The organism is Candidatus Levibacter sp. Uisw_134_01, assembly GCF_047717795.1.
Classification (GTDB): Bacteria; Pseudomonadota; Alphaproteobacteria; order Puniceispirillales; family Marisalimonadaceae; genus Marisalimonas.
This window is the reverse complement of sequence record NZ_CP159808.1, coordinates 1,496,896-1,523,283: the sequence shown is the minus strand read 5'-3', so window position 1 is coordinate 1,523,283 and position 26,388 is coordinate 1,496,896. Positions and strand designations below refer to the sequence as shown.

The following is a 26,388-nucleotide window of genomic DNA, read 5'->3' as shown; positions in this document are numbered from 1 at the left end:
TTGTGCCAAAAATAAGAGTTTTATTTTAAGCTATTTTATTTACAGATTTTTTTATTTCGGAGAATATCCTGGGGATTGTGCTTATCATTTCGTATCTAGTGGTAATTTCGTTATGCATATAAGTAGGTGATAGCGATGCACGTGACCTTATAAAGCTTTCAGTAAGAGAGCCATGAGAAGAACTTTGATTATTACTATATACTTGCCTAATAAAATTAGGATAGACATTATTTGATGAATTTCTAAGAACATTAGGCTCCTGAATAGGTCTTGCAATATTTGGCATAGTGTTTGCAGAATTTGCAATGGCTTCATTACTTAGTTGTCTAGGTACACTAATTGGTGGGGTCGAATACTGATTATTTGTAACGTTATTAAAAATCATAAGGTAGTTTAACCATAATAGTCAGTAAATTGCAAATTTGAGATAAAGTTTTATGAAATCAAGTATTAGATGTGACTTTAATTATGAATAAAGATTATATTAACGCTTATAAAAAAGCTGAGACCTCAATGAACTCGGTTAAATCATCTCATGAGATTATTCGTGAATTAATGTTTCAATTATCTAACTCGCTTGAGAAAGTAATTATAGATATTGAAGAATACACTAATGACCTATCTAAGTATAAAAATACATCCAAGAAGGAAGTTGCTTTAAAAAAATCAAAAAACATGAGCAAGTGTTTAAGTATTATATATGGATTACAAACTTGCCTAGATTTTGACAAAGCCCCTGAGATTGCAGGAAATTTATTTCAGCTTTACGAATTTGCAAGGCAACAAGTTATAAAAGGCTTTACTCAAAAAGATGCAAACGGAGTAAAGCAGGCAATGGAAGTTATAAAAGAAATACTTAGTGGGTGGAAAAATATATCAAATGAAGAAAGAGTTATTTGATGGTTGAGTATCAAGACGATTTGAATAAGCTTGAATTGCTTTCAGTAGAAATTTCAGATTTAGTAAATACAAATAATTTTGAAAAAATTTTAAAATTAGATTTAGAAAGGCAAAATATTATTAATAAAATAAGTAATACAGTTCAGCTTTCTTCTAAAAATAAAATTACTGAAATAGTTAATATTAATAATACTTCAATTAATAGAATTGAAGACAAAATGAAAAATCTGAGTGTAAATAATAATAAATTGAACAAAAGAATTAACTTTTATTCTTTGACTAAGTAATTGAATTATATAATTTATTTATTTATTAAGTTAATAGTTTTAAAAAAATTTGCCTGAAAAATTAAACAAATCCTAAATCTTGTCGTAAAGGAAACGTAATCTTATGTAATTTTATAACAGGTTAGGTGCATACATTGATTAGTATTTTAAATTCTTCAAATTCTCAAGTTATACAAAAAAGTTTATCAAATCAAATTAAACAAATTTCAGAATCCAGTGAAAGATTATCGTCTGGGAAAAGAGTGAACTCTGCTTCAGATGCTCCAAGTTTAATTGGAACTATAGCTAAATTAGACGCTAAAGTCTCATCTATTTCACAAGGATTATTAAATGGATTTCAAGCTATAACTTTAACTCAAACAGCTGAAAGTGGTCTTTCTGAAATAAATAATTTATTAAGTATGATTAGGGCATTAGCAGTTGAGGGTACAGATGCAACTTTAACTGATGCTGACAGAACAACATTGCAGGTTGAAGTGGATGCATATCTTAGTGAGATAGATGCTATTACTAAGACTACTAAATACAATGAATTAGTTTTGCTTGACGGTTCAAGTACAACAACTAAATTTAATATAGGCAACGAAGCCAATTCAAGTTTGTCTATCAGTTTAGTTGATTCAGATAGTGTAGCCTTAAATCTTTCAGCAACTTCAGGGGTTTCTGAATTTACAAGCGGTAGGGTCACTTCATTCAATTATAGCTCTAATTTAGCAGCAAATGATATTTTAATAAATGGTGAAAACGCACTTGCAGCAACTTTAACTAGTAATTTAACTTCAGGAAATAATACAGCAACCGCGTTAGCAACGGCCATAAATGCAAACTCGTCTAATCATGGTGCAGTGGCTACTGGATTTAATAGCTTAACTTCATCAGTCATTTCTAATTTAAGTATGAGCAATACATTTACTATAAATTCAAATACTATATCTATTCAAACAAGTTTAGCTAACTTGATTACAGCAATTAATCAAGAGGCCTCAGGAGTAACGGCAGTGTTAAATTCAAATAACTCAATTACTTTATCGAATACTGATGGTAATGATATTGTGATTGCAGGTAACGCACCAGGAGATGCAGGTTTTACCGCTGGCACATATTTAGGGTATTTAAAACTTGCAAATAATGATGGTAGTTACGTAAAAATTGAGGCTAATACGCTTGCTAATGGGTATACAAGTAATCAAGGTAATATAGACGATCTTGCTAGATTTGGCTTTAATGAAGTTGATACAAGCACTCAAATAAGTTCAGACCTAGTTTCAACAAATGCACTTACTTCTTCGCATGATATTAAAATAAATGATACGGCAGTTGGTTCATCTACAAGTGCCTCTGCAGCTGCAAAGGCAGAAGCCATAAATGCTATTTCTACTACAACTAATGTTACCGCATCAGGCTATAACTTAGTTACTATTGGAGTTGACAACTCTGAGGTTTCAGACGCTGCTTCAAATATAAGCATAAACGGAAATGCCATAAATTTTTCTAGTGCAAGCAATTTAACGCTTACTATTGCAGCAATAAATAACGCAGCAATTGGAGATATAGTTGCTTCAGCTAATTCTGCTGGTAATCTTCAATTAGTAAGTTCAAGTGGAGCTGATATTACGGTTGCTCATGCAGGTACTGCTGGAAAATACTTTACCTCACATACTGACGCAACTGGGGCAACTATTTCAGTTGGCAGTTCTGTAACATTTAAAGGACAAATTCAACTAACACATTCTTCAACAGACATTATTAAAATTTCTGGTGATGATGTTGCTGAAATTGGAATGCAAGCTCAGGCTTCTACGAGCTCTCCATCAGCAGGATCAACAATCTCTGTTGCGTCAGCAACAAACGCAACTGCTGCATTGACTAAAATAGATACAGCAATAGACACCATTGCAAATACACGTGGTAAATTTGGATCAGCAGAAAATAGGATTGAATATAGAATGAATGTTTTAACTAATGTTCAGATCGCATCAACTACAAGACTTTCGAAAATTGAAGATGCTGATTTTGCCCTTGAAACCGCTAAATTTACTAAATCACAAATTATATCAAAAGCGGCATCATCTATGCTTGCACAGGCAAATGCTAGTTCAGACGTATTGTTAAGATTAGTTAATTAGATTGATTAGAAGTTATTGAATATTTTTTCATCTTCTCTATTAGTGTGGTTCGCCTAAGTTTTAATTTATCGGCTGCTAATGCAATCTTTCCATTGGTCTTTTCGAGTGCTTCTTCAATTAAAACAATCTCAACATCTTGTAGATGTCGTCTTAAATCTATTTCATCATAAAATGTAAACCAATTTTTATAATTTTTAGGGTGAGGTAAAAAATCTTCTTGGTTCGTAGTTTGATCGATATCAACATTATTTATTTCAGCTAAGTCAGCTGTTAATTCCCAAATTGCTTCCTGTTCTTCAGCAATGCTAGGTACTTTTAATCTTAGTAGGTTTTCATACACATTAGAACTTGTAACTTCTTTGCCAGGAAAAATTATACAAGCTCTTTCTATTACATTTTTCAGTTCTCTAACATTCCCAGGCCAGTTATGTTTTGACAGAGCCGTTATTGCTTCAGGTGTAAAAATGGGTTCAACGGATTTATCTATTCGAAGATTTTTTAATAGTGTTTCATAAAGGCTTGGAATGTCGGTTCGACGTTCAGCTAAAGTTGGGACGTTTATGGGTAATACATTTATCCTAAAAAATAGATCAGCCCTGAAATCTCCACTTTCAACTTTTTTTTCAAGATCTCTATGAGTAGCGCAAATTAGTCTAAGGTCAATTTTGATGTCTTCTGCACCCCCAACCCTTTGAATAGTTCTACTCTCTATTGCTCTCAATAATTTAGCTTGAAGAGCGAGAGGCATGTCTCCAATTTCGTCAAGAAATAGTGAACCGCCACTTGATTGTTCAAACCTACCTTTTCTTAATTTGTCGGCACCTGTAAAGGAACCTTTTTCATGACCAAATAATTCTGACTCTAAAAGTTCTGATGGTATAGCTGCACAATTAACTGTGACAAAAGAACCTTTCTTTTTAGAACATTTGTGAATTGCTCGTGCTACAACGTCTTTTCCAGTTCCAGTTTCTCCTAAAATCAATGCTGTGCTATCTGTTTGTGAAACCATAGCTATCAAGTTTTTCATTGACTTAGTCTCAGAACTGTTGCCATCAATCATTTCATTAAGAGTATCAAGTATAGACTTACTAACATTTTTTGGGTCTATTAGTTTTTCTACTACATTCATTTATTAGCTCGTCAAATAATTGAAAAAAAATAATTTTATGTGTCATATTAATGACTTTTATAAAATAAAATCAACTAAAGAAATCAAAATACATCTGTTTTTGGTTACATAACATAGTAAATAAAATTAAAAAACCTTATTTGGCAAGGTTCTTGCTTCTATACTTCATCGAATGTGAGGAGTTTTAAATGAGCCAAGTTATAGTAGTTCAAAATAGTTTAAATATAGCAGATAATTTATGCGATTTGCTCGAGAATAGGGATGTTACAGTAATAAAAGCTGGATCAGATAGCTCAAAGCCAGATTTTCTTGGAATTGACCTTGTAGGATATAATGCTAACACGATGGTTTGCTCTGATATTTTTGAAAAAGAAATAGGCGGGTCCTCAAAATTAGTGTCTTTAGCTAGACAAGCAAAATTAACTAAAGTTGTTATTATTACCGAGAGTAACTTAGTTGCTGGCATAGATATACAAGATGATCTTGGTGGAGCCTTAAAAAGAATTACAGTTGAAGACTTTACTGATCCGTATTCATTAGAATTAATTTTTAACGTTTGTTGTCCAGATGTTTTATTTTCTGCAGGCGACATTAAAACATTTGAATTATTATCTTTAGCCAGAAGAGTTGCTAATACAGACGTAACTGTATTTATAAACGGCCCAACAGGTTCTGGAAAAGAGGTTTTAGCAAATTATTTACATGAAAACTCTAATAGAAAAGAAGAGCCATTTGTTGCGGTTAATTGCGCAGCCATTCCAGAAAATATGTTAGAGGCAATTTTATTTGGTCATGAAAAAGGAGCTTTTACTGGTGCATCAAATGCTAATAAAGGTATTTTTAGAGCAGCAGACAAAGGTACATTGCTTTTGGATGAGATTTCTGAGATGCCGCTGTCTTTACAGGCAAAATTATTAAGAGTTTTACAAGAACGAAAAGTCACTCCAGTGGGAGGACAAAGAGATATTGAGGTTGATGTACGAGTTTTAGCAACTTCAAACCGCGACATGGCATCTGAAGTTAATCAATCAAGATTTAGAGAAGATTTATATTACAGATTAAATGTCTTTCCACTTCAGACAAAAAAATTATCTGATAGGAAAGATGATATTTTACCTATTTCAATAAAAATATTAGATAAGCATAATAAAGAAAATGGAACTATTCCTTTTATTACCGGAGATGCAAGAGATTTACTTTTAAAGCATGATTGGCCAGGTAATGTTCGTGAATTAGAAAACACCCTTCAAAGAGCTTTAGTGTTGAGTGGGGGTAAAGCTATAGATCAAATGTCTATAATGATAGATAAATCACTATCTAATATAAATGAAAATTTATCAGTTGAAACATTAGCTGATCAATTGGCATTTGCAAAAGCAACTTGATAAAGGAGAAATCAAATGCAGATATCAAATGAAAATAGTGGTATTTCAAGCCTTGCCAGACAAAATATATTAGAAAAAGCTAACCAAGCATTTTCTGGTGGTGAAAAAGCAGAAGATTTTTCTAAAAAATTAAATGATGCCATTAATTCTGTTGCAGATAGCCAGAATAAAGCAGCTGAAATCACCAAGGATTACGAATTAGGAAAAGAAACTGACTTAACAAAAGTTATTATGCAACAGCAGATTTCAAGTATTGCGTTTCAAATGACTTTAAATGTTAGGAACAAAGTCTTGAGTTCTTATAAAGACATAATGAATATGCCCGTTTAATTTAATTTGATTAGGATAAGAAAATGGCAGAAGCAACTACTGGAAATAATATAGCTGGAATTAACCAAGGTACGGGGATCATAAGTCGAATATCTTCATCTATCTCTAATGTGAGAAAAATGACATCTGATCCTGCTGTTCAGAAATCTGTTCCTTTAATCTTTGGAGTAATTGTAGCATTTATTGGTTTAATTGTTTTTTTTACAATGCAAAAAGCTGACATGACTACATTATTTGCTTCTCTTCCAGAAAGTGAGAAATCTGTTGTTATTCAAACTTTAAAACAAAATGGTGTAAATGTATCATTAAATCCATCTACTGGTGAAGTAACTGTCCCATTAGAAGATTATCATAATTCTAGAATGCTGTTAGCAGCTGAAGGTTTGCCATCTTCTGTTCCAGATGGATATGACAACCTGAGCGATATGCCAATGGGTACAAGTCGTTCAGTAGAGGCTATTAGAATAAAACAATCATTAGAATCAGAATTATCAAGATCGATAAACTTTATTTCAGGCATTAGTTCTGCAAGAGTTCACTTAGCTATTCCAGAAAAAACAGTTTTTGCCAGAGAAATAGCTTTGCCATCGGCGTCTGTTTTTGTAAAACTTTCAAGTGGCAGGTCACTTGGAAGACAACAAATACAATCAATTGTTCATCTGGTTGCATCATCAGTACCAAACCTACCATCTGAAAACATTACTGTTGTAGATCAATTTGGTGAACTTTTATCAAAGCCATCAAGTGATGCTGCAAGTACAGCTTCAAGCGAACAAATGTCTCAAACTATGAGATTAGGTGAAATTTATAAATCACGGGTTATATCACTTTTAACACCAATTGTTGGAGCAGGTAACCTAAAAGCCGAAATAAATGTAGATATGAATTTTACAAAAAGTGAAATAACTGAAGAATCTGTTGATCCAAAAGGAAACGCATTGAGAAGTGAACAATCATCGTTAGATGAAAGTGCAAATCCAGAAGCAAGAGGTATTCCTGGTGCCTTGTCAAACGCTCCACCGCTAGCTCCAGATTTAAAGAAAGAAGCCCCTGAAAGTGCAGGAGCAGGCACAAATTTAAAGCAAAGAAGTCAAACTTCTGTAAAAAATTATGAGGTTAGTAGAAAAGTTGAAACTACAACTGCTCAATATGGTGTAATCAAAAAAATTAAGGCTGCTGTAATTATTCGTGAGAAGAAGGTGTTAACAGCGGAAGGTACGTATACGTTTGAAACATTAAGTAAAGAGAAATTAATAGAAATTAAATCTTTAGTTCAAGAGGCGCTTGGGTTTGATGAGGCAAGAGGCGATAGTGTCACTGTAACAAGCAGCCCTTTTGTTGATATTCTTGAGGCAGATATTGAGCCATGGTACGAAAATAATTCTATAAAAGAAATGTTACAACAATTTGCAACTATCTTGATTTTAGCTATCGTTATATTTGGAGCGTTACATCCTTTATTGAAAAGAGTGGTGGTTCCTGCAAGCTTTTCATCTGGAGGCGGTGCTATGGCAGGCGATGAAATTGATATTGATGACGAAAAAATAGAAGTACAAGAAGGTGAATCCCTTGAGGATATTAAAGCTAAACTTAAACCAAAGAAGTCTGCCATATCCGCAGAAATGCTCGATACAGCTAATACTTATGATGATAAAGTAGCTGTAATAAGAATGATTGTTGGAGATGAGGCAGGAAGAGTATCTAGTGTCTTCAAAGGCATGATGGGAAATGACGCCAGAGACTCTTAAAAAGAAAAAGAAAGTGGGATATTATTATGGCTGAAGCAGCAAAACAAAAAGAACCTAATGCCGATGAAATTTATCAAGGTCTTACAGGTACACAAAAATGTGCCATTTTAATGATGCTTATTGGAGAAGATGAAGCTGCAGAAATTATGGGAAACCTGTCACCTAAAGAAGTACAAGTTCTTGGAACAGCTATGTATTCGGTGCAGGGTCTTGGCCAAGGAACTGTAAACTTGGTTTTAGACGAATTCTTAGCAATTATTAAATCACAAACTAGCTTAGGAATCTCTGGAGGAAATTATATAAAAAATGTTATGACAAAATCATTGGGTGAAGATAAAGCTCAAACAGTTTTAGGTAAAATTACTCCATCTGACAGTAATAAGGCCATAGAAATACTTGATTGGCTAGACGCTCGTTCAATTGCTGATTTAATTATTGATGAACACCCGCAAATAATAGCTTTGATTATATCTTACTTAGAACCTTCTACAGCCTCTGATGTGTTAAACTTTTTACCGGAAAATACGCAGTCAGATATTATAAGAAGGATTGCAACTCTTCAAACTGTTCAGCCTGAAGCTCTGCAAGAACTTGATAGGGTGATGCAAAAGGTTTTTTCCTCTAATGCTAGCCTTAGAGCAAGTAAAGTTGGAGGAGTACCTGCTGCAGCAAAAATTATGAACTTTATAAGTGCAGATGGTGAAGCTAAAATAATGAAAGATATTTTGAAAGATGATAAAGCTCTTATGCAAGCTATTCAAGATAGTATGTTTGTATTTGAAACTTTACTACTTTCTGACGACAAGTCATTACAGACACTATTACGTGCTGTTGAAGATGATTTAATTATTTTAGCCTTGAAGGGTGCGGATCAAGAGTTAAAGGATAAATTATTTGGATGCATGTCACAACGTGCAGCAGCTAACATTCAAGACGAAATGGAAGCGTTAGGTCCTGTCAGGTTAACAGAAGTTCAAGAGGCTCAAAAACAAATCATTGCGGTTGCCAGACGCATGTCTGATGAAGGTTCAATCGTGTTAGCAGGTCGTGGTGGTGACGACTATGTTTAAAGATGAAAGATAGAAAGCCATGTCGTTAAAAACACAATATGAGAATGCAGATATTGATAACGAAAATATCGTACCTCTTGGAAGTGAACAAATAAAATCTTTTCTTAAAACTCAGTCTGAGGCTGTTTTTCAGGACAAGAATATCTCAAATAATTCTAATTTTATAAAAAAATCTTTAATTGATCTTGCTCTTGATTTTGAAACTAAGCAGGAAAAAAATAATATAACAAATGAACATGAGAGCGTAAGTCCAGACGTAGAAAATACTAATGAAACCAAACCTGAAGAAACTGAAGCAATAGATAAAACAGATCAAAATGAAAATACAGAAAGCAATAATGAACCTAAAGCAGTTGTTGAAAATATAGATAAACAAAATTTACTAAGCGATGAAAATCTTGAGAATAACGAAGATTTAACTAAAGATGATGTGCCTCAAGATGATATACCTCAAGATATTTCAAATTTCCAAACAACTAATGAAAATCAATCTGATGAAGAACAAAACAAAGTCGACTTGGGTGAAAATGATATTCAAAAAAATGATCTTAAAGTAGAAGATAAAAAAGATGAAGAGACACAACAAGCACTCAACTCTGTTAGAGATGCTGTATCTCAATCAATAAAAAAATCAGACAATGAAAGTTTTCAAAATTCTGAAATTGAAACTCAAACATATAACAACTCTAGTGATGATCTAAAAAAAGAAATTGAAGGTTTCAAGAGTATTTTTTCGTCATTGTCTAATTTGAGTGAAAAAGCAATATATGACGTTATGGAAACTAAAATTCTTAATATTGCAAATGAGCTGGCTGGTTACCAAATTGATAAAATGCCAGATAAATATGAAAAAAAAATAAAATTATTTTTAAAAAATATTAATTGTTTTGAAGAAAAAATTATAATCGAAGTTAATGATAAGGATTTAGAAGCTATTTCAAAAATAGATAGCTTTAAAAATATTAATAAAAAAACACAGTTTTTACCAAATAAAGACCTTTCAAGAGGCGATATAGTGTTAAATTGCGATGGTATGCATTATTCAGAAAAAACCCTAGAAAAAAAATAAAATACTAGACTGAGACAACTTTATGAATTTTGAAACAAAATTATTAGACAATATATCACAAATAAAAAGACCTAAATTAATTGTTAGTTCTGGTCTGGTAAACCGTTTTGATGGTAATGTCTTGTATTGCGATCCTTTTCCAGCACCTATCGGAAGTTTATGTATTGTAAAAGACCAAATGGGTAAAGACATACTAGCAGAAGTTGTAAGTTTTGATAAAAATTATAACATGTTAGCTATCTTGGAGCCTTCGTCACATATTGTAACCGGATGCAAAGTTTCACTTCATGATGATGGCAGACATATAGATGTCGATGATACATTGTTGGGTAGAGTAACGGATGCGTTTGGCAAACCACTTGATGATAAACCCTTAGAGCCAATAAATAATAAGTGGCCTTTGATGGGAAAACCTATGAATCCGCTTAAGAGAAGCCTAATACAAAAACCGTTAGATGTAGGTGTAAGAATTATTAATTCTTTATTAACAGTCGGACAAGGTCAAAGGCTTGGAATTATTGCAGGTTCTGGTGTTGGTAAATCAGTATTACTTGGCATGATGAGTAAATATACTGATGCCGATGTTGTAGTAATTGCATTGATTGGTGAAAGAGCTAGAGAAGTTGGAGCAATGGTCAATGAATTATTTAACGATGAAACAGCAAAAAAAATAACTGTTGTTGCAGTGCCAGCAGACAGATCTCCATTAATGAGAATCAGGGCTGCCAATAGAGCCACTGCAATTGCAGAATATTTTAGAGACCAAAACAAGAATGTTTTGCTCATCATGGACAGTCTTACTAGGATAGCCCATGCCAAACGAGAGATTGGTCTTTCTTTAGGAGAAACAGCTACAACAAAAGGATACCCTGCATCTGTGATTTCAATGATACCAAACTTAATAGAAAGAACAGGGACAAATGATAAAGGTGAGGGAAGCATTACATCATTTTATACGATATTAGCCGATGGTGATGATAACAATGATCCTGTTGTTGATACAGCAAGAGCTATACTTGATGGTCATATAGTTTTAAGTAGGTCAAATGCTCAAATGGGAATTTACCCTGCTGTTGATGTTTCGCATTCAATAAGTAGGGTAATGAATGATTTAGTAACTTTAGAACATTCCAATGCTACTAAGTTATTTAGAAAACACATTAGTACTTACATTGAAAATAAAGACTTGGTATTGATGGGTGGTTATACACCAGGGCAAGATAAAGATCTAGATGACGCAATACAGATATGGCCTAAACTAATAGAATTTATTTCACAATCACAGGATCAAAAAGCAGATTTTGAAAGCTCTAAGAGTCAATTATTACAACTTTACAAATAGGTTTTTACATTGTTAAAAAAAATAGAAAGATTCAAGCGTTTAGCAACGTTACGAAAAAGAGATATTTCAAAAGAAATTGCGAACTCTAATTTAATAGAAAATGAAATCATTAAAAATCAAAATTTAATCACTCAAATAGACACCATTATGGACAATGGTAGAGCTGAAAAATCAGATAAAATTATTAGTTCCGGCTATTTCAAAAATAATGCACAATTATTAAATACACTTCAAAATCAAAAAAATATTGCGGACAACAGAAATAAACATTTATTGAATGAGAAGAAAAATATTCAACAAAAAATTATTATTAATAATTTAAAAAAAAATAAAGCTGAAGATAAAACTAGTGAATACAAAAAAAAGTATCGTAATGAATTAGAAAAGAGAAATTCACTCTAATTTTTATCATAAAAATTTTATTTTTATAAATGGCATTATATTTGCATTTTTTCCAAAAATATAGGCTATGACTATGAATATTAATACAGATACAAATCAAACTATTGATAAATTATCAGGATTAAACGGAGAAGCTCAAGATACTTCTGTATTAAATTCTTTGTTCTCAATCAATTTTAAAAGTGAAGAAATGTCATCTGACAATAATATAATAGATAAAGAATATATTTTTGATGAAGATGATATTAAAATTCTTGATAATATTTTCCATATTATTCCTGATTTTGAAAGCAAAAAAAATAATTTGCCTGATTTAGATAAAATTAAAAATATGATAAAGTTAGATGAAAATCTAAGCGAAACAAAAAAACATAAAATTTTAAATTTAATAAAGTCAGATTTAACAAATTTAAAAGAGATTAAATTAGATCTTTCTGGTAGCAAAAGCTTCAAAAATTTACTGTCTGAAAAATCTTTGAAATCTCCTGAAAATTTAATAGAAAATAGGAAGTTATTAAATAATGAAAAAAATAATACTAAGTTTAAAAACTTAAAAAATATTCATAACATTAAGTTCAATCAACAAGATATAATTATTAAAGATCAAGAAAAGTTAGTTTATGGACAGAACCAAGAACCTGAAGCCAAAGATCAAAAGAGATCTTCTTTAAGGGATCAACTTTCTTCATTTGTCAAAAAGGTAAAAAAAAATAACCATCCAAATAAAATATACAATTTAGCTAAAGTAAGTAATATAGAAAATAGCCAACTGAATAATTCATCTTCCCATTTTGATGCTAAAATCATTAATAATGCTATGATTAATCTTCAAGATAATCAAACTATTGAAAAGTTACAGAAAAATAAAATCTACGAAACAAAAAACAAAGAAAATACCAATTTAAGCACACAGCAATTAAATCATAGTAACAATTCTGCGAATAATTACTCTCAGAATGGAAGTACTTCTTTTTCAAATAATGGATATAATTCAGTTTTAGAAAATTTTCTTGATAACCTTGATTTGACTCAAAAAGGGTGGTCATCCAAGCTCGTATCTAAGATACAAAATTCACTTGCAGACGGTGGTGGAGAAATAGAGTTTAATCTCAAACCAAAAAATTTAGGAATGCTAAAAGTTTCAGTGAGACTAAAAGAAGGTATAGGAAGTGTTAAAATAATTGCTGAAAACAGTTTTGTTACTACAGCATTAAATCAAAATGAAAATTATCTACAAAAACTTTTTAATGATCAGGGGATAAATTTAGAATTTTTGGCAAAAAACGAAAACCAAAACTTTGGATCAAATAATCAATCTAATCAAAATTCAAATAATGAAAAAGAAAACCAAAACGGAACGGCTGAAAAAAAAGTTGAGTCATTAGATGAAATGGAAATTGAAGACAATTCATCTAGACATATAATCAACGTAATTGCATAATTAACTATAAACATAAAGTGAGAAAAAAATGGCAGATGAAGTTGAAGATGAAGAACCAAAAAAAGGTGGTTTAATCAAAATTATTATTATGGTTGTGGCTGCAATCTTACTTATAGCTGTGGGCTTAGGTATAGGTTACTTTATTTTTGGCGGTGAACCAGAACCAGATCCATCTGCTGAGGTAAACCAAATTATAGAAGGTAAAAACACTAAAGTAAAAGAGACTTCAGAAGAGGATGACAATAAAGAAGGTGAAGTTGAGGGTGAAGATGGTGTTTTACAAAAGAATGTCAAATCTATTCCAGAAGTCAATAGTTATGAAACTACATATTTTGAGTTTCCAGGAGATTTTACAACTAACTTAAAGAATAGTAGGAAATTTTTACAGCTTAGTGTAGGTGTTTCAACCCAATATGATGAAAAGGTTATGGAAGTTGTTGACTCACATCAATTAGCCTTAAGGTCTGAAATACTATCAACTGTTAGTGATTTTACGGAAGAAGATATATCAGGAAGCGATGGCAAGAAAAAACTTTCAGAAAGACTTATGGTTGTGCTTAATGCTAAATTAGAAAAGCTAAAAGAGTTTCCAGGTATTGAAGATGTATATTTCACAGCTTTCATATTACAATAATTTAGGTTATTAATAATTATGTCTAATACGTCACGCAAATTATCTTCTGATGAAGTTTCAGCATTAATGGAAGGTCTCCAATCTGGAGAAATAGATTCAAATTCTGGAATTAATAATGATGTTGAAGTTTCTGACTTTACCTTTGGTTCTGACAATCTAGAACTATTAGGTGATTATTATGCCTTAAGATTAATTAACGAGAGGTTTGCTAGGTTAGTTAGAAGTATATTTTTACCAATGATAAGAATTCAACCTAAAATAAACCCTTTCCCTCCTGAAGTTAAAACTTATGACGAGTACAGCGCTGGTCTGAATAGCTTTATGAGTTTAACAACTAGTAGAATAGATGAATTAAGAGGGTCTATGTTACTTGTTCTTGAGCCTTCATTTGTGAGTGTTTTAACAAATTGTTATTATGGAGGTAAACTTGCTAATTTTCCTTCAACTAAATCTGAATTTACGGCAACTGAAGACAGAATAATTGAAATAGTATCAGATGGCATTACACATTGCTTACAAAATGCTTGGAAAGACCTTATGCCTATTACAATTAAGCATCAATCTAGAGAAATTAACCCACAATTTGCAACTTTAGTTGAAGCATCAGATTCAGTTATTATATGTTCTTTTGTTGTACAACTTCCTAATATTGATTCTGCATCATTTGACATAATATATCCTTTGCAAACGCTAAAACCAATCGCGTCTCTTTTACGTTCTAGAATACAATCTGATGTAATTGATGATGACACTAGTTGGAACGAAAGATTAGAAAAATCCATAATGCATGTTCCTCTCCCTATTTCTGCAATTTTGAGTGAACCAGCAGTTTCTTTATCAGAACTGATTAAATTTAAAGAAGGTGATATAATAAATTTGCCGCCCGTTGATGGAGTTGATTTTTTTGTTAAAGATAAACTTTTATTTAAGGCTGAAATTGGAGAAACTAATAGTCAAGTAGCAGTTAGTCTAAAAGATAGACTATAATATCCCAGGAGTATTAAAATGGCAGAAAATGAAGCAACTACACAAGACACCTCAACAACGTCTAATAATGCAGGAATTGAAAATCTAAAGGTTTTAGAAAATATAGAAGTAAAATTGACTGTTGAAGTTGGTTCAACAGAAATGAAAATTAAAGATTTACTTAAATTGAATGAAGGTTCTGTTGTTGAATTAGAGAGACTGGCCGGTGATCCCTTAGATATATTAGCTAACGGTGTAAACATTGCTCGTGGAGAAGTTGTTATGGTTGGCGAGCGATTTGGTATTAGATTTACTGAGGTTACTAATCCAGAAAATCGAGTCAAAAAGTTATAATTTACAAAAAATTGACATTTTACAAGAAAAAAACCTATTATATTCAATAGGTTATTACTTAAACAAATTGGCATCTTTCTTGCTTCTTTAATCTAAATTTAGAGGAAGTAATAAAATGTCACAAACTGTTCCAGATTTCACAACTGCTATAGTTACTATATTATTCTTGTCTATTTTGGCAATAGTAGCTTATGTGATCAAGATCAAAAGCGGGTCTTTGAAAAAAATAATAAAAAAACAAAATGATTTAGAAGTTTCTAGCCAATTGACGTTGAGAAATGGATATTTAGCTTATGTTTTTAAAGTTGGAGAAGAAAGTTTTTTCTTTGTTGGTCATAAATCTGGAAGAGGTTCAGTCCAACAAATAAATAAGACCTTTTCTGGAGTTAATAATAGTAAAAATTTAGACGTTGAAAATTCGTCTAAATTTAAAAATTTGATTTCTGATAAAGTTGAAATTGAAACTAATAAAGATAAAAAACCATTACAGCATGTGAATATTTCAGATCTACTAAAAGCTCATAAAAGGGGAGGAGCAGATGCGTAAAGCAATATGTCCTCAACCTAGTAAAAGAGTTTATTTTATTAAAGACAAAAGTTTGATTTTAGATTTTTTTAAGAATTTAACAAAAATTATATCTTTTTCTACCGCGATATTGATTGTAAGTGGTTTTTCATTTCAGGCTTTTGCAGAATCAGGATTTTCAGGCTTTCCGGCGTTAAATGTTTCTTCAAATGGCAATACAACTGAATATTCATTTCCTTTGCAGATTTTATTACTAATGACAGGATTAACGGTGCTTCCTTCTTTGGTGTTAGGTATGACAAGCTTCACTAGAATTATTATAGTTATGTCAATTCTTCGCCAAGCTCTTGGCACCCAACAAACACCACCAAATCAAGTTTTGATAGCTGTTTCATTATTTCTTACATTTTTTATAATGGCACCAACTTTTAATAAAGTTTATGACAACGCAGCGTTACCTTACATGGATAAAACTTTGCCTGCAGATCAAGCTCTTGAGACTGCTAGCGCTGAAATGAAAAGTTTTATGGTAAAAAACACACGTAAAAGCGACTTAATTATGTTTTCTGAATTAGCTGGATTAGATAAGTTTGATAAGGTTGCTGACATACCATTTCGCATAGCCTTGCCGGCTTTTATGACAAGTGAACTCAAAACAGCATTTCAGATAGGTTTTTTATTATTTCTACCCTTTTTGGTTATAGATATGGTTATTTCTTCAATTTTAATGTCTCTTGGAATGATGATGTTGTCTCCCATGTTAGTTGCACTTCCTTTTAAGTTATTACTTTTCGTACTTGTAGATGGATGGAGTATGACCGTTGGATCTTTAGTAAGTACATTTGCTGCAGGATAATTATTATGAGCTTTGATGAAAATATTAGTATGTTGAGTATGGCTTTTTACCAAGTGTTATTAGTGGCAGGTCCGATATTGGCACTTGCGCTTGGAATTGGACTTTTTATAGGAATTATTCAAGCTGCAACATCCATTAATGAGATGACTTTAAGCTTTGTACCTAAGGTAGTAATTGTAATGTTAGGGATAGGTTTGCTAGGCAACTTCTTTATGATTGGATTAGTTGATTACTTTAATTTTATTTTTGATCAAGTTGCTGGTGTAGGGCAAAATTAGATTTGAAAGAAATGTAATATGAATACAACAGAATTTAGTTTACCTGGAATAGATTTATTTAATTTATACCAATATCTTATAATTTTTTTTATTGCTTCTTTACGTATATCCTCATTCTTAATTAGTGCCCCTTTCTTTTCTTCTACTGGTTTTCCTTTACAGATTAGAATAGTAGCAAGTATAAGTATTACAGCTTTCTTATTTCCTGTTTTAAAAGTTCCTGACATTCAACAGCTGGAAGGTTTTAAGTTATTTTTACTAATCTTGTCTGAAATAGGTATAGGTCTTTCAGTAGGGTTGGTTTTAAGTATTTTATTTTCAGCAGCTTATGTGGCTGGAGAAAAAATTGCATCTACGGCAGGGCTATCAATGTCAACTATGGTTGATCCACAATCTGGAGGTCAAACAGTTGTTTTGAGTTCAGTTTTATCATTATTCCTTATTTCAGTTTTTTTATCTTTAGATGGTCACTTATATCTTATTAAAATGATTTTAGAGAGTTATGTCTATTTACCAATTGGACTTACTTTAAATTTCACAGAAGTTAGTCAGATGGGTATAAACACATTTGGTAAAATGCTTTACTTAGCGGCTCTAATAAGTCTTCCAGTTGTAGGTGGACTCCTTTTGATACAAGGTGCAATTGGAGTGATAACACGATCTGCTCCGTCATTAAATCTTTTTTCCTTTGGTTTTCCTATAGCATTAATTAGTTTGTTTATTTTTTTATATGCTGGGGTGGATCCCATCTCAAACGCCTTTTCTGATATAACAGGTATGTCAATTAATTTGATTGATAATTTACTTCATTCTCCAACAAAGAAAAGTTTTTAAAATGGCAGAAGAAGATAATTCACAAGATAAAACCGAAGAACCTTCCCAACGGAAATTAGATAAAGCTGCTGAAGATGGTACAGTTCTGTCTTCCAAGGAAATGTTTGTTTTTACTACATTAATTATGGGATTAATGGTTTTAACTTCAATACCTTTTTTTGCTAAAGACCTTTTATCAATATGGAAGACTTTTTTCTTATTTGACTTGGATTATATAACAAACACCGCTCCAACAATTGGTATTGGAAAATTAATAAAATACGTAATTTATATAACTCTTATTATTGGTATACCTCTAATTTTAACAATTTTAATAACACAAATGGCAGTAGGAGGTATAAATTTTGCACCGAAAGCATTTCATTTTAAATCAAATAGGATAAATATTTTATCTGGTTTAAAAAGGACATACTCATCTAAAGCATTAGTTGAATTAATTAAATCATTATTTAAAGTAGGTTTGCTTGGTGGCATAACTTATGCAGTTATATATTTTAATATTAAGGATATCATTTATCTTTCTGAAAGAAATCTATATACCGCCTTATCAAACTTGTTAAATAACTTTCCTCAACTGACAATTTCATTGTTAATAGTCCTTGGATTTATAGCTATATTTGACTATATCTGGCAAAAATATACTCATGTTGAAAAATTAAAAATGACGATAAAAGAGGTTAAAGACGAGAACAAAGACACAGATGGTTCGCCGGAAGTAAAACAAAAAATAAGAAGATTACAAAATGAAATTTCAAATAGGGCCGCTTCTCAAACAGCAGCACTAGATAATGTAAAAGATGCGTCAGTTATAATTACTAATCCTACTCATTTTGCGGTTGCTATCAAGTATGAAGTAGGTGAAGCAGGAGCTCCAATTATTTTGGCCATGGGTAGAGGAATGATAGCTGAAAAAATTATTAAACTTGCAAATGAATCTGAGGTTACAATTTTTCAAAGTCCTCTCCTTGCAAGAGCTATTTATTTCACAGGTGAAATTGGAAAAGAGATCTCAGAAAGTCTATACTCTGCGATTGCTTCAGTATTGGCATACATTTTTAAAATTGAAAGAGGTGAAGAAACTGATTACCCTGATTTTGTTATACCTGACGACTTAAGTTTTGATGAATATGGAAAAAAAATTAATTAATATATTGAGGTTCTTGTGAAAAGAAAAAAAACTTTCGGACAAATCATTATAACAGCCATGTTTATTTGGTCGGCTTTATTATGTCACTTTGAGGCAAGTGCCCTCAAAGAAGAGGGTAATATATCAAATGCTATTTTGTATTGGTTTTTTGGATTCACAGCGTTAATGGGTTCAATGCGATTTAAAATAGCTGAGTTTATTTATTGGGTAATTGAATATAAAAATAAAATTAAAAAATGAAATTAGTTTATGAATAAAACAAATAAAAGTACTAATAAGAGATTGACATGTAATGGATGTATTTATTTCTACATTACTTATAAGAAGGAACGTCCTTGGGGTTGTAAAAAATTTGGTTTTATCTCAAAATTTAGTCCTGCTACAGAAGTTTTTAATACAACTGGTATAGAATGTGCATATAGGATAAGTAAAAATTCTTAAATTAGATTTTTTAAAATTTGATAGGATATACAAATGGATACAAAATTAGAAGCTGTTCAGGAAAGTATAAAGCTAGCATTAGATGCGGCTGATGCAGCCACTGATGTTACTTCGGAGTATAACAAAGTTAAAAAAGCGCATGCAATATTGGAGGCTAAAGTGAAACAAATTCATAAATATACAACAGTAGTTTTCGTTTCTTCTATTGTTTCTGGTTTAGTAGTAATTGCTGTAAGTGCAATCTTATTTATGCAATCTTCTAACAAGCTAAGTAACATGACGGAAACAAGTAGAGAAGCTTTAGTTGTTTTTGCTGAGAATGTAGATGGAGTTAATGCATCCTTAAAAAATCTAGACTTGGCAATTAAAAAACAGGGAGATTTATTAACAATTAATAAATCTTTAGTAAGTACAATTGATAAAGTCGAAAAAAGAATTAAAGAAAGTAATGATAACACAATTGGTGAATTACGATTAATCACAAAAACTTTAATAAGTGAGCTTAATAAAACTAATAAAACTAATATTGATAATAATAAGAAATTAAATGCGAATTTAGAAAAATTAAATCGTTCTAATAGTAAAACAATTTCAAAAGCAATTAATCAGATTAGTAATAAAGCCATATATAAGCAAATTGTTGCTAATCAAGCAATACAAGCACAACAAATCTCAAAACTTATTAAACAGAATAATAACGTATTAGGTAAAATTGCTAATAAAACTAGTAGAATAAAATATCCATAATCAAATAATTTTTTTCACAGAGTTATAAAAAAATGTCAGAAGATACTGTTTTAGAAAAAAAATTTTTAAGAATTACATCTATCAGAAATTCATCTAATGCTTTTCAAATGAAACTCAAAGAAAATGACATTATTTTTTCACTTGATGGAGAGTTAGTTAACAAAACCTATGATGATTTTTCTAAAGAATTAAGTGATCTTAAAGAAAGAAAAATTTTGACATTATATAGGGATGGTACTTTTTTTAACACCTTTGTTGCAGGTCCTTTAGGAGTGATTTGTGAGGAAGTCAACTCAGAATCAATAATTGATTTAAATAGTTATAATGTTAAAGAAAATCTTGATTTAGACGCTTTTTATCAACAATTTGAAGTTTTTAAAAAGCCAGGACATACAGGTATTTTGATAAATACTTTCCCAACAATACTAGCAAGTTTTGCCCCTCCTTTATGGATGATACAAAATAGGCTTTGGAACTTTTTTGGTATTTCACTAGTGTTTTTTTTCGTGCTTTTGATGATATCACCTTGGCTATTCTTCGTTGGCTGGATATTGATGTCTTGGTATGTAGGCAATTCTCAGATAGATATATTAAGATTTTTTTACATGTTAAATAGTTATAGATTAAGTTTTATATTTTGTGCAGTTAATGAAAAGGAGGCACAAGAAATAGCTAGAAAGCTTGATAGCAAAATTGATTTTAATTATTCTTATCTAGAACCTGTTGTTTTAGAAGACTAAAACTTATCAGGTATTTTTTAACTTTATAGTTTCACCTTTATAGACTTTATCAGCACAGATAAATTTAACAATAGATTTTGCAACTGTGAAAGGGTCTTGTAGATTGTCAATATTTTCCCCTGGGTTTGCATGTTTTCTCAATCTGGTATTTGTTTCACCTGGTTCAATTGTACAAATAGATAAATTGTTATGAGTGTTTTCTTGAGCCCATAATTTTGTCATATGGTTAAGAGCTGCCTTTGAGATTGAATATGCTCCCCAAAATGGCTTTGGGTTAAAAGATACTGATGAAGTTAAAAAAATAGCTTTTGATGAAACACTGTTTTTTAACAATGCGTCAAAAGAGCGAATTAATCGATGATTACTTATTAAATTTATGTTCAGAACATCTGAAAACTCTTCGTTGCTCTGGTGATGGAGGGGGCTTAAAGTTCCTAAGATTGCAGCGTTTGCTATTAAAATATCTAATTTCCCCCAACGTTTAAAAATTTCTAATCCCAACCTATCAATTCCTAAAAAGTCTTTCATATCTAATTCTACAACTGTGCAGGTTCCTCCATTAGAAATTATTATATTTTCTGTGTTTGTTAGGCTTGCGAGATGTTTGTCCGTGATAATTACATGCATATTTATTTTTGCTAATTCAATTGCAATCGCGGCGCCAATACCTTCGCCGGCACCAGTCACTAATGAAACTTTTTTATCTTGATGCATTGTAAGAGTTTATTTTTAGTATTTCAGAAATATCAATTGGATATTCTCCAGTAAAGCAATGATCTGTAAATTGAGGTAATTCTTTATTTCTTTCGTTATATCCCATAGCTTTATAAGTTCCATCCAATGATAAAAAAAACAAAGATTTTGCTCCAACCAATTCTGTCATTTCTTCAATATTTGATTTTGATGCTATCAACTCGTTATAATTTGGTGTATCAATTCCATAAAAATCAGGATGTTTAATAGGTGGACATGAAATTCCTAAATGCACTTCCTTTGCTCCAGCTTCATAAACCATCTTAACTATTTTACTTGCTGTTGTTCCTCTTACTATTGAATCGTCAATTAAAATAACTCTTTTATCTTCAATACACGATTTATTAACACTATGTTTTAGTTTTACACCAAACTGACGTATTGTTTGAGATGGTTCAATAAATGTACGTCCTACATAATGGCTTCTTATTATACCAAGTTCAAAAGGAATAGAAGATTTTTGAGAAAACCCTAGAGCAGCAGAGACACCTGAGTCTGGGATTGGTACTACAACATCAGCTGAAATGTTGTTTTCTTTAGCCAGCTCAAAACCTAGAGATTTTCTATAAGTATATACTGTTTTATTGCCTACTATGCTATCTGGACTTGCAAAATAAATTCTTTCAAAAATACATGGTCTTTCAGGAATATTTTTAAAAGGTTTGATGGATTCAATTCCTTTTTCAGTAATTATTACTATTTCACCATTTTCTACATCTCTTATATATTTGGCTCCAATCATATCTAATGCACATGTTTCTGAGGCTAGCACAGGTGAACCATTTTTATCTCCTAATACTAATGGTCTTATACCAAAGGGATCTCTTACTCCAATCAGTTTTTTATTTGTTAGTATAACTAATGAATAAGCTCCTTTTATTTGATTGAGTGTATCAATCAATTTATCTATTAATTTTTTTTTGTGAGATCGAGCAACTAGTTGTAATATGATTTCTGTATCAGATGATGTTTGAAAAATAGAACCACTCTCTACTAATTTTTTTTTAATAGAATGTGTGTTTGTAAGGTTACCATTATGTGCACAAGCAAAGCCACCAAGTGCCAAGTTAGCAAAAAGTGGTTGCAAATTCTCTGGCTTGGACTCTCCAGTAGTTGAATATCTAACGTGTCCAATTGCAGTTTTACCAGGAAGTAGCGATAAAATATTTTGATTATTAAAATTATCTCCAACTAAACCTTGTTTTCTGACAGAGTGAAAATTATTCCCGTCAAAACTTACTATACCAGCTCCTTCTTGACCTCTATGTTGTAATGAATGCAGACCTAATGTAGTTAGAACAGATGCTTCTTCAGTTCCAAAAATGCCAAATACACCACATTCTTCTTTTAAGTGGTCGTTATCTCTGCAATACATTATTTATCCTTTAATAAGTTATCTTCATTTAGGTTTTCCCTATTGATATCTTGATTTTTTTTATGTTCAGCTAGGTTGTGTTTAGATACAAAACCTCTTAAAAGATCGGCTGTTGTTGTTATATAACTAAATGTGTGTGCTTCTAATACTATAGACGGTAAGCTCTTTTCTTTTCCAAGTAAATATATCAAACCTAAGTAAAATAATGTTACTAAAAGGATACCCCTAAATATTCCAAAAATTAAACCAAATATTTTATCAAATATTAATAAACCTGGAATAGTAAATTTTGGAGAAAGCCATGTGGATATTAAACTTGAAATAAATAAAGTCGTTAAAAATGGAAATCCAAAAGCAACAATATCAACAGTAATTTTGTGGTTAATATATTCAATCAATTCCAATTTAAATTTTTCGTATAATTTTATGGCAACAATTAATGCAAAAATCCAAGATACAATGCTAAATGCTTCTTTAATAAAACCTCTAAATGTAGCAACAACGCACGATATTAGAATGATACTGATTATAATTATATCAACTATATTAAAATATGTATTTTCAAAAAATTCCATCAGATTAACCTAAATATTTTTGGTAATTAAATCAACTAAGTCACTTAACAAAGTAAGATTATTATAGTTCATATTTTTCTCTATTATAACTTTTTGTTTTGATGGTAAAATAATATTGTCAAAACCTAATTTTGTTGCTTCTTTAATCCTAAGTTCTGCTTGGTTAACTTTTCTTATTTCACCTGACAATCCAACTTCTCCAAAGAATACAGTAGAAAAAGAAATAGGAACATCTTTTACTGAAGAAATAATTGCAGCAGCCACCGCCAGGTCAGCTGCAGGCTCAAAAATCTTAATGCCACCAGCAATGTTTAAAAAAATATCCATATTAGACAAGTGTATTTTACATCTAGATTCTAAAACTGCACTTATCATAGATAATCTAGCTGTATCCCAACCTACTATTGTTCTTCGAGGAGAGGCAAGGGAAGAGGGCATAACTAAAGCTTGAACCTCTATTAAAATTGGTCTAGTGCCTTCTAAGCCAGCAAAAATAGCACTTCCAGATACATTTTTTTGCCTATCAGACAAAAATAGTTTTGATGGATTCATAATTTCTTTTAACCCAACATTTAACATTTCAAAGACTCCAATTTCATTTGTTGGGCCAAATCTGTTTTTCATGCTTCTCAAAACTCTGTATTGAAAATTATTATCCCCTTCAAAGTATAGAACTGTATCAACCATATGTTCTAAAACTCTAGGACCTGCAATGCTCCCATCTTTCGTAACATGTCCAATAAGCACTAAAATAGAATTACTTTTTTTGGCAGCAATTATTAATTCGTGTGCGCAAGCTCTTACTTGTGTAACTGTACCTGGTGAGCTATCTATTTGGGGTAAGTACATAGTTTGAATTGAGTCTATTATTAATACAGACCTTGTTTTAATAGAACCTATTGTTGTAGCTATATCTGATGCATTTGTTACGGATGCAAATTGAATATTGCTATCTTTTATACCTAACCTGTCTGCTCGCATTTTTATCTGCGACAAGCTTTCTTCTCCAGAAACATAAATACATTGTTCATTCATTTTTGATAAATTACCAACTAACTGGAGTAAGAGAGTTGATTTTCCAATTCCTGGATCTCCACCAATCAAGGTGACTGAGCCAGAAACAAAACCGCCACCCATAACTCTATCAATTTCGTTAAAATTAGTTTTTAACCGAGGGTATTCTAAAGTATCATTTTTTAAATATTCAAATTTTATTTTATGTCCAGATGATTTAGATAACGGACCTGAGGGTTTTGAAACATTTTCTTCAAGTAGAGAATTCCATTCATTACAATTCTCACATTTGCCGCTCCATTTTGAATGTAAGGTTCCACAAATTTGGCAAATATATTGTTTATTTAATTTTGACATTTAAGCAAATAACTTAGGATTAATAGTTTTAATAAACTCTTGTATTCTTAAATTATTTGAAGTCATCATTTCTTTTGGCGTTCCGGACCAAGATACTGTTTTATTATCAATTAATATTACCTTATCAGCTATTCGGCTTACTGAAGCCATGTCATGAGTAATTGTAATGGCAGTAGCGCCAATAGTGTTTACTGCACTGGTTATTAATTTATCTATTACACTTCCAGTTACTGGATCCAACCCTGAAGTTGGTTCATCAAACAATAATATTTTAGGATTTCCACAAATAGCTCTTGCTATAGCTACTCTTTTTTGCATTCCTCCTGAAATTTCAGAAGGAAAAAGGTCTAATATTTCAGGTTTTAAACTTAAGCGCTCTATTATAGATAGGGCTAGTTTTCTTCCATTAACTTTAGATATTTTTTGTTGATTTTGAACTTTAAAAATAATATTTTCCCAAATTCTTAATGAATCAAATAATGCTCCATGTTGAAAGGTTATACCTAATTGCAATAAAATATTCTCTTTGTCTCTCCTAGGTAAATTAACCATTTCTGTTGAGTTTATTTTTATGGAGCCTGAATCAGGTTCTAAAAGACCAATTATATTTTTCAAAAGAACGGACTTTCCTGAACCTGATGCGCCAATTATGGCTAAGGATTCACCTTCTAGTAGATTAAAATTAATGTTTTCTAATATAACATTATTACCAAATGTTTTTTTTAAATTTTTGATATCTAAAATGGTTTTCTTTGTTTTGTTCTTATTCATTTTTTACCCAAAAAACAGAGCAGTTATTATATAAGTACTAGTTAAAATCATCACAGAAGAGACAACCACAGACGCCGTTGTGGCATATCCAACTCCTTCTGCCCCCTTAGAAGCATTAAAACCAAAGTAACAGCTAACCATTGAAATAATTAAACCAAAAGTTGCGGCTTTAACGCTTCCTTGAATTAAATCAATCCATTGTAAGTTATCTATGGTTGCATATAGATACAAATCTGGATTAAAATCTAATTTGAAAACAGCTATAGTATATCCCCCTAAAATTCCAATTGTATTTCCTATAAAAACTAAAAAAGGAAGACATAGAACAGATGCAATTATTTTGGGAGCAATAAGATATTGCAAAGGCCTAGTTCCAAGTGTACTTAAGGCATCAATTTGTTCAGTTACCTTCATTGTAGCAATTTCTGCAGCCATTTTGGCTCCGATTCTTCCAGCCACCATAAGACCTGTAAGTACAGGGCCCAATTCTCTAGTAATAGAAGTTAAAACAACCCTTGCTACAGTAGTTTCTGAATTGAATTCAGTAAAACCATTATAAGTTTGAAGAGCTAAAACCATTCCAGAAAAAAAAGTTGTTAGCCCTACAACCGGTAAAGAAAAGTAACCAATATCAACAACTTGAAATATAATTTTTTTAAAATACCAAGGAGGTCTAAATATCCACGAGATTGCGCTTAAACAAAAAAGAAAAAAATTTCCAATGTGAGCAATAAATTTAAGGCTTTTATGTCCTATAGAACCTACAATATTTATTATGACCTTCATATGTT

Annotated in this window: 31 protein-coding genes; 23 read left to right on the top strand and 8 right to left on the bottom strand. The window is 31.3% G+C overall.

All coding sequences use genetic code 11. The features are described 5' to 3' along the window. Positions 1-25: 25 nt before the first annotated feature. On the bottom strand, positions 26-385 hold the full coding sequence (locus tag ABXT66_RS07855) for a hypothetical protein (protein WP_443642944.1): 360 nt from the start codon (positions 383-385) through the stop codon (positions 26-28). Between the two features lie 128 nt (positions 386-513). Here ABXT66_RS07855 and ABXT66_RS07850 point away from each other — a divergent pair, with 128 nt between their 5' ends. From ABXT66_RS07850 to ABXT66_RS07840, 3 genes are all read left to right on the top strand, one after another. Beyond that, a complete protein-coding gene (locus ABXT66_RS07850; protein WP_443642943.1) occupies positions 514-900 on the top strand; it encodes a flagellar export chaperone FliS in 387 nt (128 codons plus the stop codon). Next, a complete protein-coding gene (locus ABXT66_RS07845; protein ID WP_443642942.1) occupies positions 900-1,187 on the top strand; it encodes a hypothetical protein in 288 nt (95 codons plus the stop codon). The genes ABXT66_RS07850 and ABXT66_RS07845 overlap by 1 nt, the downstream gene beginning before the upstream one ends. A gap of 134 nt (positions 1,188-1,321) precedes the next feature. Next, a complete protein-coding gene (locus tag ABXT66_RS07840) occupies positions 1,322-3,313 on the top strand; it encodes a flagellin N-terminal helical domain-containing protein (RefSeq protein ID WP_443642941.1) in 1,992 nt (663 codons plus the stop codon). Here the strand turns inward: ABXT66_RS07840 and ABXT66_RS07835 are convergent. Continuing rightward, complete coding sequence (locus tag ABXT66_RS07835; RefSeq protein WP_443642940.1) at positions 3,306-4,442, bottom strand: sigma-54 interaction domain-containing protein; 1,137 nt, start codon at positions 4,440-4,442, stop codon at positions 3,306-3,308. The genes ABXT66_RS07840 and ABXT66_RS07835 overlap by 8 nt on opposite strands. Before the next feature lie 188 nt (positions 4,443-4,630). On the opposite strand from ABXT66_RS07835, the gene ABXT66_RS07830 reads away from it, so the two are divergent. From ABXT66_RS07830 to ABXT66_RS07735, 20 genes are all read left to right on the top strand, one after another. Next, positions 4,631-5,827 carry a sigma 54-interacting transcriptional regulator gene (locus ABXT66_RS07830; protein WP_443642939.1) on the top strand — a complete coding sequence of 399 codons (1,197 nt, stop codon included), beginning with the start codon at positions 4,631-4,633 and terminating at the stop codon, positions 5,825-5,827. Between the two features lie 15 nt (positions 5,828-5,842). Further along, complete coding sequence (gene fliE, locus ABXT66_RS07825) at positions 5,843-6,157, top strand: flagellar hook-basal body complex protein FliE (RefSeq protein WP_443642938.1); 315 nt, start codon at positions 5,843-5,845, stop codon at positions 6,155-6,157. A gap of 23 nt (positions 6,158-6,180) precedes the next feature. Continuing rightward, the gene (fliF, locus tag ABXT66_RS07820; protein ID WP_443642937.1) at positions 6,181-7,905 is read left to right on the top strand and encodes a flagellar basal-body MS-ring/collar protein FliF; all 1,725 of its coding nucleotides are present in this window, start codon (positions 6,181-6,183) and stop codon (positions 7,903-7,905) included. A gap of 26 nt (positions 7,906-7,931) precedes the next feature. Further along, on the top strand, positions 7,932-8,975 hold the full coding sequence (gene fliG, locus ABXT66_RS07815) for a flagellar motor switch protein FliG (protein ID WP_443642936.1): 1,044 nt from the start codon (positions 7,932-7,934) through the stop codon (positions 8,973-8,975). 19 nt (positions 8,976-8,994) lie between these two features. Beyond that, on the top strand, positions 8,995-10,044 hold the full coding sequence (locus tag ABXT66_RS07810; protein ID WP_443642935.1) for a hypothetical protein: 1,050 nt from the start codon (positions 8,995-8,997) through the stop codon (positions 10,042-10,044). A gap of 22 nt (positions 10,045-10,066) precedes the next feature. Beyond that, positions 10,067-11,386: a FliI/YscN family ATPase gene (locus ABXT66_RS07805; RefSeq protein ID WP_443642934.1), complete on the top strand. Its 1,320-nt coding sequence runs from the start codon at positions 10,067-10,069 to the stop codon at positions 11,384-11,386. Positions 11,387-11,395: 9 nt separating this feature from the next. Further along, positions 11,396-11,788, top strand: a complete 393-nt coding sequence (locus ABXT66_RS07800) for a hypothetical protein (RefSeq protein WP_443642933.1) — start codon at positions 11,396-11,398, stop codon at positions 11,786-11,788. Positions 11,789-11,861: 73 nt separating this feature from the next. Beyond that, positions 11,862-13,229 (top strand): flagellar hook-length control protein FliK, encoded by a 1,368-nt coding sequence (locus tag ABXT66_RS07795; RefSeq protein WP_443642932.1) that lies wholly within the window; start codon positions 11,862-11,864, stop codon positions 13,227-13,229. Positions 13,230-13,257: 28 nt separating this feature from the next. Next, the gene (locus ABXT66_RS07790) at positions 13,258-13,863 is read left to right on the top strand and encodes a flagellar basal body-associated FliL family protein (protein WP_443642931.1); all 606 of its coding nucleotides are present in this window, start codon (positions 13,258-13,260) and stop codon (positions 13,861-13,863) included. 18 nt (positions 13,864-13,881) lie between these two features. Further along, positions 13,882-14,850 (top strand): flagellar motor switch protein FliM, encoded by a 969-nt coding sequence (fliM, locus tag ABXT66_RS07785; RefSeq protein WP_443642930.1) that lies wholly within the window; start codon positions 13,882-13,884, stop codon positions 14,848-14,850. Between the two features lie 18 nt (positions 14,851-14,868). Beyond that, positions 14,869-15,183, top strand: coding sequence for a flagellar motor switch protein FliN (gene fliN / locus ABXT66_RS07780; RefSeq protein ID WP_443642929.1), 315 nt, complete (start codon positions 14,869-14,871; stop codon positions 15,181-15,183). Between the two features lie 115 nt (positions 15,184-15,298). Beyond that, positions 15,299-15,730 (top strand): hypothetical protein, encoded by a 432-nt coding sequence (locus ABXT66_RS07775; RefSeq protein ID WP_443642928.1) that lies wholly within the window; start codon positions 15,299-15,301, stop codon positions 15,728-15,730. Then, entirely contained in the window at positions 15,723-16,565 is an 843-nt protein-coding gene (gene fliP, locus ABXT66_RS07770; protein ID WP_443642927.1) for a flagellar type III secretion system pore protein FliP, read from the top strand. The genes ABXT66_RS07775 and fliP overlap by 8 nt, the downstream gene beginning before the upstream one ends. A 5-nt stretch (positions 16,566-16,570) precedes the next feature. Next, entirely contained in the window at positions 16,571-16,843 is a 273-nt protein-coding gene (locus tag ABXT66_RS07765; RefSeq protein ID WP_443642926.1) for a flagellar biosynthetic protein FliQ, read from the top strand. Positions 16,844-16,861: 18 nt separating this feature from the next. Beyond that, positions 16,862-17,677, top strand: coding sequence for a flagellar biosynthetic protein FliR (gene fliR / locus ABXT66_RS07760; RefSeq protein ID WP_443642925.1), 816 nt, complete (start codon positions 16,862-16,864; stop codon positions 17,675-17,677). Position 17,678: 1 nt separating this feature from the next. After that, positions 17,679-18,824 (top strand): EscU/YscU/HrcU family type III secretion system export apparatus switch protein, encoded by a 1,146-nt coding sequence (locus ABXT66_RS07755; protein ID WP_443642924.1) that lies wholly within the window; start codon positions 17,679-17,681, stop codon positions 18,822-18,824. 15 nt (positions 18,825-18,839) lie between these two features. Beyond that, positions 18,840-19,064: a hypothetical protein gene (locus ABXT66_RS07750; RefSeq protein WP_443642923.1), complete on the top strand. Its 225-nt coding sequence runs from the start codon at positions 18,840-18,842 to the stop codon at positions 19,062-19,064. A 9-nt stretch (positions 19,065-19,073) separates the two neighbouring features. Further along, positions 19,074-19,265: a hypothetical protein gene (locus ABXT66_RS07745; RefSeq protein ID WP_443642922.1), complete on the top strand. Its 192-nt coding sequence runs from the start codon at positions 19,074-19,076 to the stop codon at positions 19,263-19,265. Positions 19,266-19,298: 33 nt separating this feature from the next. Further along, positions 19,299-20,012: a hypothetical protein gene (locus ABXT66_RS07740; protein ID WP_443642921.1), complete on the top strand. Its 714-nt coding sequence runs from the start codon at positions 19,299-19,301 to the stop codon at positions 20,010-20,012. Between the two features lie 32 nt (positions 20,013-20,044). Then, positions 20,045-20,752, top strand: a complete 708-nt coding sequence (locus ABXT66_RS07735; protein ID WP_443642920.1) for a hypothetical protein — start codon at positions 20,045-20,047, stop codon at positions 20,750-20,752. A 6-nt stretch (positions 20,753-20,758) separates the two neighbouring features. On the opposite strand, the gene ABXT66_RS07730 is transcribed toward ABXT66_RS07735, so the two are convergent. Genes ABXT66_RS07730 through ABXT66_RS07705 form a run of 6 tightly spaced genes read right to left on the bottom strand, consistent with a single transcriptional unit; the run spans position 20,759 to position 26,383 of the window. Beyond that, positions 20,759-21,466: an SDR family NAD(P)-dependent oxidoreductase gene (locus ABXT66_RS07730; RefSeq protein WP_443642919.1), complete on the bottom strand. Its 708-nt coding sequence runs from the start codon at positions 21,464-21,466 to the stop codon at positions 20,759-20,761. After that, complete coding sequence (purF, locus tag ABXT66_RS07725) at positions 21,453-22,880, bottom strand: amidophosphoribosyltransferase (protein ID WP_443642918.1); 1,428 nt, start codon at positions 22,878-22,880, stop codon at positions 21,453-21,455. The genes ABXT66_RS07730 and purF overlap by 14 nt, the downstream gene beginning before the upstream one ends. Beyond that, positions 22,880-23,455: a CvpA family protein gene (locus ABXT66_RS07720; RefSeq protein WP_443642917.1), complete on the bottom strand. Its 576-nt coding sequence runs from the start codon at positions 23,453-23,455 to the stop codon at positions 22,880-22,882. The genes purF and ABXT66_RS07720 overlap by 1 nt, the downstream gene beginning before the upstream one ends. A gap of 9 nt (positions 23,456-23,464) precedes the next feature. Then, positions 23,465-24,826 carry a DNA repair protein RadA gene (radA, locus tag ABXT66_RS07715; protein WP_443642916.1) on the bottom strand — a complete coding sequence of 454 codons (1,362 nt, stop codon included), beginning with the start codon at positions 24,824-24,826 and terminating at the stop codon, positions 23,465-23,467. Beyond that, positions 24,827-25,597 carry an ABC transporter ATP-binding protein gene (locus tag ABXT66_RS07710; protein WP_443642915.1) on the bottom strand — a complete coding sequence of 257 codons (771 nt, stop codon included), beginning with the start codon at positions 25,595-25,597 and terminating at the stop codon, positions 24,827-24,829. Between the two features lie 3 nt (positions 25,598-25,600). Beyond that, positions 25,601-26,383, bottom strand: a complete 783-nt coding sequence (locus ABXT66_RS07705) for an MlaE family ABC transporter permease (protein ID WP_443642914.1) — start codon at positions 26,381-26,383, stop codon at positions 25,601-25,603. Positions 26,384-26,388: the final 5 nt, after the last annotated feature.